General features: G+C 67.2%; 3 protein-coding genes. All 3 read left to right on the top strand.

The genetic code is table 11. The features are described 5' to 3' along the window. Positions 1-202: 202 nt before the first annotated feature. The 3 genes from recC to recD are packed head-to-tail and all read left to right on the top strand — an operon-like array spanning position 203 to position 9,437. Positions 203-3,682: an exodeoxyribonuclease V subunit gamma gene (gene recC / locus JZZ72_RS20265; RefSeq protein WP_210015016.1), complete on the top strand. Its 3,480-nt coding sequence runs from the start codon at positions 203-205 to the stop codon at positions 3,680-3,682. Continuing rightward, positions 3,679-7,362 carry an exodeoxyribonuclease V subunit beta gene (gene recB, locus JZZ72_RS20260; RefSeq protein ID WP_210015015.1) on the top strand — a complete coding sequence of 1,228 codons (3,684 nt, stop codon included), beginning with the start codon at positions 3,679-3,681 and terminating at the stop codon, positions 7,360-7,362. The genes recC and recB overlap by 4 nt, the downstream gene beginning before the upstream one ends. Beyond that, positions 7,359-9,437: an exodeoxyribonuclease V subunit alpha gene (recD, locus tag JZZ72_RS20255; protein WP_210015014.1), complete on the top strand. Its 2,079-nt coding sequence runs from the start codon at positions 7,359-7,361 to the stop codon at positions 9,435-9,437. The genes recB and recD overlap by 4 nt, the downstream gene beginning before the upstream one ends. The last annotated feature ends 74 nt before the right edge of the window (positions 9,438-9,511 follow it).

Below are 9,511 nucleotides of genomic sequence, written 5' to 3'. Positions count from 1 at the left end.
TAGTGAAACGATGCATCGCCGATGGTAGTGTGGGGTTTCCCCATGTGAGAGTAGGTCATCGTCAAGATTAAATTCCGAAACCCCTATCTGCATCTGCAGGTAGGGGTTTTGTCTTTGTGGGCCGAAAAGCTGCAGGCCCTCGGTCTGTACGCAGACCGTGATAAGGTTCCCCCCAAAATCCGCACAGCCCAAGGGATGCCCCATGCCGCATGCAAGCACGCTTCAACCGGGATTCATGGTCGTTCACGGCAACCACCTGGATGAACTGCGTGGCCTGGTGGTGAGCCTGATGCGGCGTTATCCGCTGGCACCCCTGGAAAACGAGATGGTGCTGGTGCAGAGCAACGGTATCGCCCAGTGGCTCAAGCTAGCCCTGGCCGAAGACCCGCAGGACGATGACCAGGGCGGTTGCGGCATCGCGGCCGCCATCGATGTGCAGTTGCCTGGTAGCTTCATGTGGCAGCTGTACCGCCGGGTACTTGGCCGCGAAGAGATTCCTGAAACCTCCCCGCTCGACAAGGCGCCCTTGACCTGGCGCCTGATGCGCCTGCTGCCGGAAGTGATCAACCAGCCGCATTTCGAGCCGTTGCAGCGCTTTCTTACCGATGACAGCGACCTGCGCAAGCGCTACCAGCTGGCCGAGCGCCTTGCCGACCTGTTCGACCAATACCAGGTGTACCGTGCCGATTGGCTGAAGGACTGGGCAGCCGGACGTCACGTGCTGAGCAACGCTCGTGGCGACTCCCGTGCGCTGGCCCCCGCCAACTGCTGGCAGGCAGAGCTGTGGCGTGCCTTGCTGCTGGATGTGGGAGAGGAAGGCATGGCCCAGAGCCGTGCCGGCGTGCACCAGCGTTTCGTCGAGCGCATCAATGCACTGGAACAAGCCCCCAAGGGCCTGCCATCGCGTGTCATCGTGTTCGGCATTTCTTCGTTGCCGGCCCAGGCCCTTGAAGCGCTGGCAGGCCTGGCACGTTTCAGCCAGGTGCTGCTATGCGTGCACAACCCCTGCCGTCACCACTGGGCCGATATCGTCGCCGACAAGGACCTGCTGCGCCATCAGTACAAGCGCCAGCAGCGCAAGCAAGGCATGCCCAGCCTGATCGACGCCGACACCCTGCACCAGCATGCCCATCCGCTGCTTGCGGCCTGGGGCAAGCAGGGCCGGGACTACATCAACCTGCTCGACAGCTACGATGACCCGGGCAGCTATCGCAATGTGTTCAGTGACGGGCGCATCGACCTGTTCACCGAAAACGGGCAGGCCACTCTGCTCAACCAGTTGCAGGACGACATTCTCGAACTGCGCCCATTGGTCGAGACCCGCGCCTTGTGGCCCGCCGTCGACCCGGCCAAGGACCGCTCGGTGCGTTTTCATGTGGCCCACAGCGCGCAGCGCGAGGTCGAGATCCTGCACGACCAGTTGCTCGCCCGCTTCAGCGCCGACCCCGGTCTGCGCCCGCGCGACGTGATCGTGATGCTGCCGGACATCAACACCTATGCGCCCCACATCCGCGCCGTGTTCGGCCAGCTTGGGCGCAACGACCCGCGCTACATTCCCTTCACCCTGACCGACCAGGGCCAGCGCGGCCGCGACCCGCTGCTGATTGCCCTGGAGCACCTGCTCAAGTTGCCGGACAGCCGCTTCCCGGTGAGCGAGATTCTCGATCTGCTGGATGTTCCCGCCCTGCGTGCCCGCTTCGCGATCAAGGAAAGCGACCTGCCCACGCTGCACCGCTGGATCGAAGGGGCCGGCGTGCGCTGGGGCCTCAATGCACAGCAGCGTGCCGGCCTGGGCCTGCCCGATGACCTCGAGCAGAACAGCTGGCGATTCGGCCTGCGCCGCATGCTGCTGGGCTATGCGGTGGGCACGGGCGACAGCTGCGACGACATCGAACCCTATGATGAAATCGGCGGCCTCGATGCTGCCCTGATCGGCCCGCTGGTGGCCCTGCTCGATGCGCTCGAGGTGGCCCATGCCGAGCTCTCGCAGCCGGCACCGGCGGCGCAATGGGGCACGCGCCTGCATGCCCTGCTGCAGGTGTTCTTCCTGGCCGAAACCGAACACGATGACTACCTGCTGGTGCAACTGCAGGGCCTGTGCGAAACCTGGCTGCAAACCTGCGAGTCGGTCGGGCTCGAGGACGCCTTGCCGTTGACGGTGGTGCGCGAAGCCTGGCTCGCCGGCCTGGACCAGGGGCGCTTGTCCCAGCGCTTTCTGGCCGGCTCGGTGAACTTCTGCACCCTGATGCCCATGCGTGCCATCCCCTTCAAGGTGGTGTGCCTGCTGGGCATGAACGATGGTGACTACCCGCGTGCGCAGCCGCCGCTGGACTTCGACCTGATGGGCAGCGACTACCGCCCCGGCGACCGCTCTCGACGCGAGGACGACCGTTACCTGCTGCTCGAAGCCTTGCTGTCGGCGCGTGAGCAGTTGTACGTCAGCTGGGTGGGCCGCAGCATTCGCGACAACAGCGAGCGGCCGGCGTCGGTGCTCATCGGCCAGTTGCGCGATCACCTCGCCGCCGGCTGGCGCAGCCCCAAGGCCAAGGCCGACGACCCAGTGGAGGGCGGTCTGCAACTGTTGCACGCCTTGACGCAGGAACACCCCCTGCAACCGTTCAGCGCCCGCTACTTCCACAAGCACAGCAACCTGTTCAGCTATGCCAGCGAATGGCGCGCCCTGCACCTGCCGCCAACGCAGTTGCCGACCGAGGCCGACCAACTGGAGCCTTTCGTGCCCGAAGAACCCCTGAGCCTGACCTTGCTCCAGGACTTCATGCGCCACCCCGTTCGGCACTTCTTCAGCCAGCGCCTGAAGGTGTTCTTCGAAGCCGCCGAAGCCCCCCTGGCCGACGAAGAGCCCTTCGTGCTCGACGCCCTGCAGCGCTACAGCCTGAGCGAAAGCTTGCTGGGCGCAGCCCTGGCCGACCCCACCAACAGCACCGACGCCCTGCAGGCCCAGGCCCGCCGCCTGCAACGCAGCGGCATGCTGCCGCTGGCCGGCTTCGGTGAATGCCTGCAGGCCGAATTGATCGAGCCATTGCCCGACCTGCTGTTGCGGCACGCTCAACTGCTCGGCCAATGGCCAACCCTGATCGACAGTGCGCTGCCGATCAGCTTCGAGTATCGCCAGCTGCGGCTCGAAGGCTGGCTGGGGCGGGTGTACCAGCGTGACGACCAGGCGCTGCTGAGCATCACCACCTTGCCCAACGGCATCAGTAGCGGCAAATCGCTCAAGTGGCACCGACTGGTGGCGACCTGGGTCATGCACCTGGCTGCGTGTGCCGTTGGGCACCGGTTGAGCAGCGCAGTGGTCGCCACCGACGTGACCCTGTTGCTCGACCCGCTGGAGCAACCGCGTGCCGCGGAACTGCTCGGCGATCTGCTGGTGGCCCGGCAGGCCGGCATGAATGCGCCGCTGCCGGTGGCGATCAAGACCGCCTTCACCTGGCTCGGCCAGAGTGACCCTGAAAAAGCCCTGACGGCCGCAGCCAAGGCCTACGACGGCGACGGCCAGAACACCCGCGGCGAGCGCAGCGAAAGCACCGCACTGGCCCGGCAGTTCAGTGATTTCGCGGCGCTGACCGCGAGTGAAGAATTCGAGGGCTGGTGCGAGGCACTGTACCGGCCGATGTTCGAAGCCGCCTGGCAACGCCTGGGCAGTGAAGAGGCGCATTCATGACTGTCCACGCACACCAGCCGCCGCTGGCACTGACCTTCCCGCTGCACGGCAGCCAACTGATCGAAGCCAGTGCCGGTACCGGCAAGACCTTCACCATCTCTGCCTTGTACCTGCGCCTGGTGCTCGGCCATGGCGGCGAGCAGGGCTTCGGGCGCGAGCTGCTGCCGCCACAGATCCTGGTGGTGACCTTCACCGATGCGGCCACCAAAGAGCTGCGTGAGCGCATTCGCACCCGCCTGGCCGAAGCGGCGCGGTTCTTCCGTGGCGAACTGCCCGAAGCCGACCCCTTGCTGGTGCAACTGCGCGAGCACTACGCCCCGGACACCTGGCCCGCCTGCGCCAACCGCCTGGACGTTGCCGCGCAGTGGATGGACGAAGCCGCCGTCTCGACCATCCACAGCTGGTGCCAGCGGATGCTGCGCGAGCACGCGTTCGACAGCGGCAGCCTGTTCACCCAGACCCTGGAGACCGACCACAGCGAGCTGCTCGGCCAGGTCATGCGCGACTACTGGCGGCGCTTCTGCTACCCCATGCACGGCGAGGCCCTGGCCTGGGTGCGCAGCCACTGGAGCAGCCCCGAGGCATTGCTGCCCAGGGTGCGCGCGCTGTTCGGCCGCACGCGGAGCGAGGAAGACAGCGCCGACCCACAGGCGCTGATCGAAGCGGTGGTGCAACAACGTGCCGAACGGCTGCGCCAGCTCAAGGCGCCCTGGGCACAGTGGGCCCAGGAACTGCTGCAACTGTGCCATGCCGCACATGCCGCCAAGCAGGTGGACGGGCGCAAGATGCAGCCGCGCTATTTCGAACCCTGGTGCGAGAAGATCGCGGCCTGGGCCCAGGACGAGCAGGCGGTGGAGCTGGATATTGGCACCGGGTTCACCCGCTTCACCCCGCAAGGCATGGCCGAAGCCTGGAAGGGCGAGCCGCCCAGCCACCCGGCGCTGGATGCCATGCCCGGCCTGCGCCTGGAGCTGCAGGCGTTGCCGACCCCGGACGCCCGCCTGCTCGAACACGCCGCCAACTGGGTGTCGAAACGCTTCGAGCAGGAAAAGCGCCGCCGCGCCGAAATGGGCTTCGACGACATGCTGCTGCGTCTCGACTCGGCCTTGGGCGGGACGGCCGGCGAGCGCCTGGCCGGGCTGATCCGCGAACAGTTCCCGGTGGCCCTGATCGATGAATTCCAGGACACCGACCCGGTGCAGTACCGCATCTTCCAGCGTATCTATCGCATCGAGGAGGACGTGCGCGAAACCGGGCTGTTCATGATCGGCGACCCCAAGCAGGCCATCTATGCCTTCCGCGGCGCCGACATCTTCACCTACCTGGGCGCCCGACGCGCCACCCACGGCCGGCTGCACAGCCTGGACACCAACTACCGCTCAAGCCAGCCGATGGTCGATGCGGTCAACCATGTATTCATGCGCGCCGAACAGCGCGAGGCCGGTCGCGGGGCGTTCCTGTTCCGCGACGGCGACGACAACCCCGTCCCCTTCGTGGCGGTCAGGGCGCAGGGGCGCAAGGAGCACCTGCAGGTCGACGGGCAGCCCCTGGCAGCGCTCAACCTATGGCACCTGGCAAGCGACGAGCCGCTGTCCGGCGCGGTCTATCGCCAACAGGTAGCCGCCAGCTGCGCCACCCAGATCGTCAGCCTGCTCAACGGCGGCCAACTGGGCACCTGCGGTTTTGTCCAGCCAGGCCAGGCGTTGCGTGGCTGTTTGCCATCGGACATTGCGATCCTGGTTCGCGACGGTCGCGAGGCCCAGCTGATCCGCGCCGAACTGGCCGCCCGCGACGTACGCAGCGTCTACCTGTCGGACAAGGACTCGGTGTTCGCCGCCCAGGAGGCACACGACCTGCTGGCGTGGCTCAAGGCCTGCGCCGAACCCGACAGCGAGCGCCTGCTCAAGGCGGCGCTGGCCAGCGTCACCCTCGACCTGCCGCTGACCCGGCTGGCCCAGCTCAACCAGGACGAGCGGGTGTGGGAACACTGGGTCATGAAGTTCCGCGACTATCGCCACCTCTGGCGCACCCAGGGCGTGCTGCCGATGCTGCGTCACCTGCTGCACGACTTCGACCTGCCCCAGGTACTGATGCGCCGCAGCGATGGCGAACGGGTGCTGACCAACCTGCTGCACCTGGCCGAGCTGCTGCAGCAGGCGGCCACCGAGCTGGACGGCGAGCAGGCGCTGATCCGCCACCTGAGCGAACACCTGGCCAGCTCCGGCCAGGCCGGTGAAGAACAGATCCTGCGCCTGGAAAGCGACGAGCAACTGGTCAAGGTGGTGACCATCCACAAATCCAAGGGGCTGGAATACCCGCTGGTGTTCCTGCCCTTCATCAGCACCGCCAAGCCGGTGGACGGAAAGCGCCTGCCCCTGGGCTGGCACGACGCCCAGGGCAATGCCCAGCTGACCCTGACCCCTGATGCCGAGCAGATCGCCCTGGCCGATGACGAGCGCCTGGCCGAAGACCTGCGTCTGCTCTACGTGGCCCTGACCCGTGCCCAGCACGCGTGCTGGCTGGGGGTGGCGGACCTCAAGCGCGGCACCGGCAAGGAGTCGCTGCTGCACCGCTGCGCGCTCGGCTACCTGCTGGGCGGCGGCGCTGTACTGCCGGCTTCCACCGCCCTTGAGGGCTGGCTGCAGGCATTGCAGGAAGGTTGCGCGACCATCCACAGCCAGGTATTGCCGATTGCCGACACCCAGCGCTACCAGGCCCCGCGCAACACCGCCGAGCTGCTTCCGGCCCGCCAGCCGCGCCGCCGCGCCGCAGAGAACTGGTGGATCGCCTCCTACAGTGCACTGCGCATCGGCGAGGAGCTGCTCACCGCCGACAGCTCCCAGGCCCAGCAACTGCTCGATGATGAACCGGCCGATCCGCAGACCCTGCGCGAAGTCGTGGCGACGGGCGGCGACATCCACCGCTTCCCGCGTGGCCCCAACCCCGGCACCTTCCTCCACGGGCTGCTCGAATGGGCCGGTCACGAAGGCTTCGGCCAGGTGGTCGCGGCGCCCGAGCAACTGCACAAGACCGTGGCCCAGCGCTGCAACCGGCGCGACTGGACCGGCTGGATCAACACCCTCGGCAACTGGCTCGAACACCTGCTGAACGCACCGCTGCACCTGGCACCGGACAGTGCGCCGGTTGCCCTGGGCCAGTTGAGCCAGTACCAGATCGAGATGGAGTTCTGGTTCGCCAGCCATCAGGTCGACGTGCTGGCCCTCGACCGCCTGGTATGCACCCACACCCACGACGGCGCAGCCCGACCGGCCGCGCAGTCGGCGCTGCTCAATGGCATGTTCAAGGGCTTCATCGACCTGGCATTCGAGCACGACGGGCGCTACTACGTGGCCGACTACAAATCCAACTGGCTGGGCACCGACGACCAGGCCTACAGCGAGCTGGCGATGGAGGGCGCGATCCTCGAGCATCGCTACGACCTGCAGTACGTGCTGTACCTGCTGGCCCTGCACCGTCAGCTGCGTGCCCGCCTGCCCGACTACGACTACGACCGGCATGTGGGCGGCGCGGTGTTCCTGTTCCTGCGTGGGGTGCACGCGGCCAGCCAGGGCTTGTACTTCATCAAGCCGCCGCGCGTGCTGATCGAGCGGCTCGATGCCCTGTTCAGCGGCGCAAGCGCACCGCAGCAACCTGATCTGTTTTCCGGAGACAGCGCATGAGCCGCACGTTCGACGACCTGTTGCCCACCCCTCTGGATGCCGGGCATCTGGCGGCCCTGGCGCCGTTGACGGTGGGCGCCGACCTGCTGGCGCTGCTTGATCGATGGGTCGAGCGCGGCTGGCTGCGAGCACTGGACCGCGCCTTCGTGGCTTTCCTCGGCGAACGCGACCCGCAGGCCGACCCGCTGGTGCTGCTGGCCGCCGCACTGGCCAGCCACCAGTTGGGGCACGGGCACGTGTGTCTGGACCTGGCCGAAACCCTGGCCGAGCCTGACTTTGCCCTGTCGTTGCCACCCGAGGGCGATGCCCTGGCCGGCCCCTTGCTGCTGCCTTCGCAACTGCTGGAGCGCCTCGATCTGGCCACCTGGTGCCAGCGCCTGCAAGGCAGCGCGCTGGTTGCCCTGGGCAGCAGTGAAGCGCAGGCCTCGGGCCCGCTGGTGTTGAGTGGGCAGCGCCTGTACCTGCGCCGCTACTGGGCCTATGAACGGCGCATCGACAGTGCCCTGCGCGAACGCCTGGAACAGGCCGAACCCACGCCCGCCGATTTGCGCGCCCGCCTGGATGCGCTGTTCGAAGGCTCGGCGCTGGCCGGTCAGGTCGACTGGCAGAAGCTCGCCTGCGCGCTGGCCACTCGCAGTGCGTTCAGCATCATCACCGGCGGCCCCGGCACCGGCAAGACCACCACCGTGGTGCGTCTGCTGGCCCTGTTGCAGGCCCCGGCCGTGGAGGTCGGGCGCCCGTTGCGTATCCGCCTGGCCGCACCGACCGGCAAGGCAGCGGCGCGTCTCACCGAATCCATCGGCCAGCAGGTGGAGCGGCTGGCCGTCAGTGACGCCGTGCGCAGCAACATCCCCAGCGATGTCTCCACCGTGCACCGCCTACTGGGCAATCGCCCGGGCTCGCGACATTTTCGTCACCATGCCGGCAACCCGTTGCCACTGGACGTGCTGGTGGTCGACGAGGCCTCGATGATCGACCTGGAAATGATGGCCAACCTGCTGGCGGCGATGCCGGGGCATGCGCGCCTGATTCTGCTCGGGGACAAGGACCAGCTGGCGTCGGTCGAGGCCGGCGCAGTGCTGGGCGACCTGTGCCGCGATGCCGAGGCCGGGCGCTACAGCGCTGCCACCCGCAGCTGGCTGGAGCAGGTCAGTGGCGAGTCGCTGGCCGGCAGCGGCCTGGTCGAGGGCGATGCCCAGCGCGACCCCTTGCCCCAGCAAGTGGTGATGTTGCGCCATTCGCGCCGCTTTGGTGAGGGCAGCGGTATCGGCCAGCTGGCGCGCCAGGTCAACGGTCAGCAGCCGGAACAGGCCCGTGCGCTGCTCGAGCAAGGTCTTGCCGACGTGCACAGCCTGCGCCTGAGCGGCGAGCACGACCGCAAGCTCGACACCCTGCTGCTGCAGGGGCTGGGCCGCGGTGGCGACAGCCCGCAGGGCTATCGTGAGTACCTGCACCTGATTCGCCAGACCCGCCCGGCGCCGGATACCGCCGCTGACGATCCACGCTGGGAGGCGTGGGCACTGAAGGTGCTGCGCGCCTTCGAGCGCTTCCAGCTGCTGTGCGCGGTGCGCAAGGGCCCCTGGGGTGTCGAGGGCCTGAACCAGCGGGTCGGCAAGGTGCTGACGGCGGCCGGTCTGATCGATGGCGAACAGCCCTGGTACGAAGGCCGCCCGGTGCTGATGACGCGCAACGACTATGGTCTGGGCCTGATGAACGGCGATATCGGCATTGCCTTGCGCCTGCCGGACGCCCAGGCCTCCACACCGTTGCTGCGGGTGGCGTTTCCTCGGAACGATGGCCAGGGCGGCGTCAGATTCGTCCTGCCCAGCCGGTTAAGTGAGGTTGAAACCGTGTACGCCATGACGGTGCACAAGTCCCAGGGCTCGGAGTTCTCCCACACGGTTCTGGTGCTTCCCGACGCCTTGAACCCGGTGTTGACCAAGGAACTGATCTACACCGGCATCACCCGCGCCAAGGACTGCTTCAGCCTGATAGAGCCGCGCCAGGGCATTTTCGAGGAGGCGGTGCGGCGCAAGGTCAAGCGTATTTCCGGGCTGATGCTGGAACAGGTGTAAGGCGCCGGCGCAGCCGACGATTCGGCTGATCCGCCCTTGGAGGCGACCTCGCGGGAAAAGCAGGCGTTATGCTA

It is taken from the genome of Pseudomonas palmensis (assembly GCF_017848315.1).
GTDB lineage: Bacteria > Pseudomonadota > Gammaproteobacteria > Pseudomonadales > Pseudomonadaceae > Aquipseudomonas > Aquipseudomonas palmensis.
Note: the sequence above shows the minus strand (reverse complement) of the source record. Positions and strands in the feature narration are given on the sequence as shown.

Coding starts and splice junctions, on each gene's coding strand:
- recC (WP_210015016.1), top strand. CDS start 203: ATGCCGCATGCAAGCACGCTTCAACCGGGATTCATGGTCGTTCACGGC.
- recD (WP_210015014.1), top strand. CDS start 7,359: ATGAGCCGCACGTTCGACGACCTGTTGCCCACCCCTCTGGATGCCGGG.
- recB (WP_210015015.1), top strand. CDS start 3,679: ATGACTGTCCACGCACACCAGCCGCCGCTGGCACTGACCTTCCCGCTG.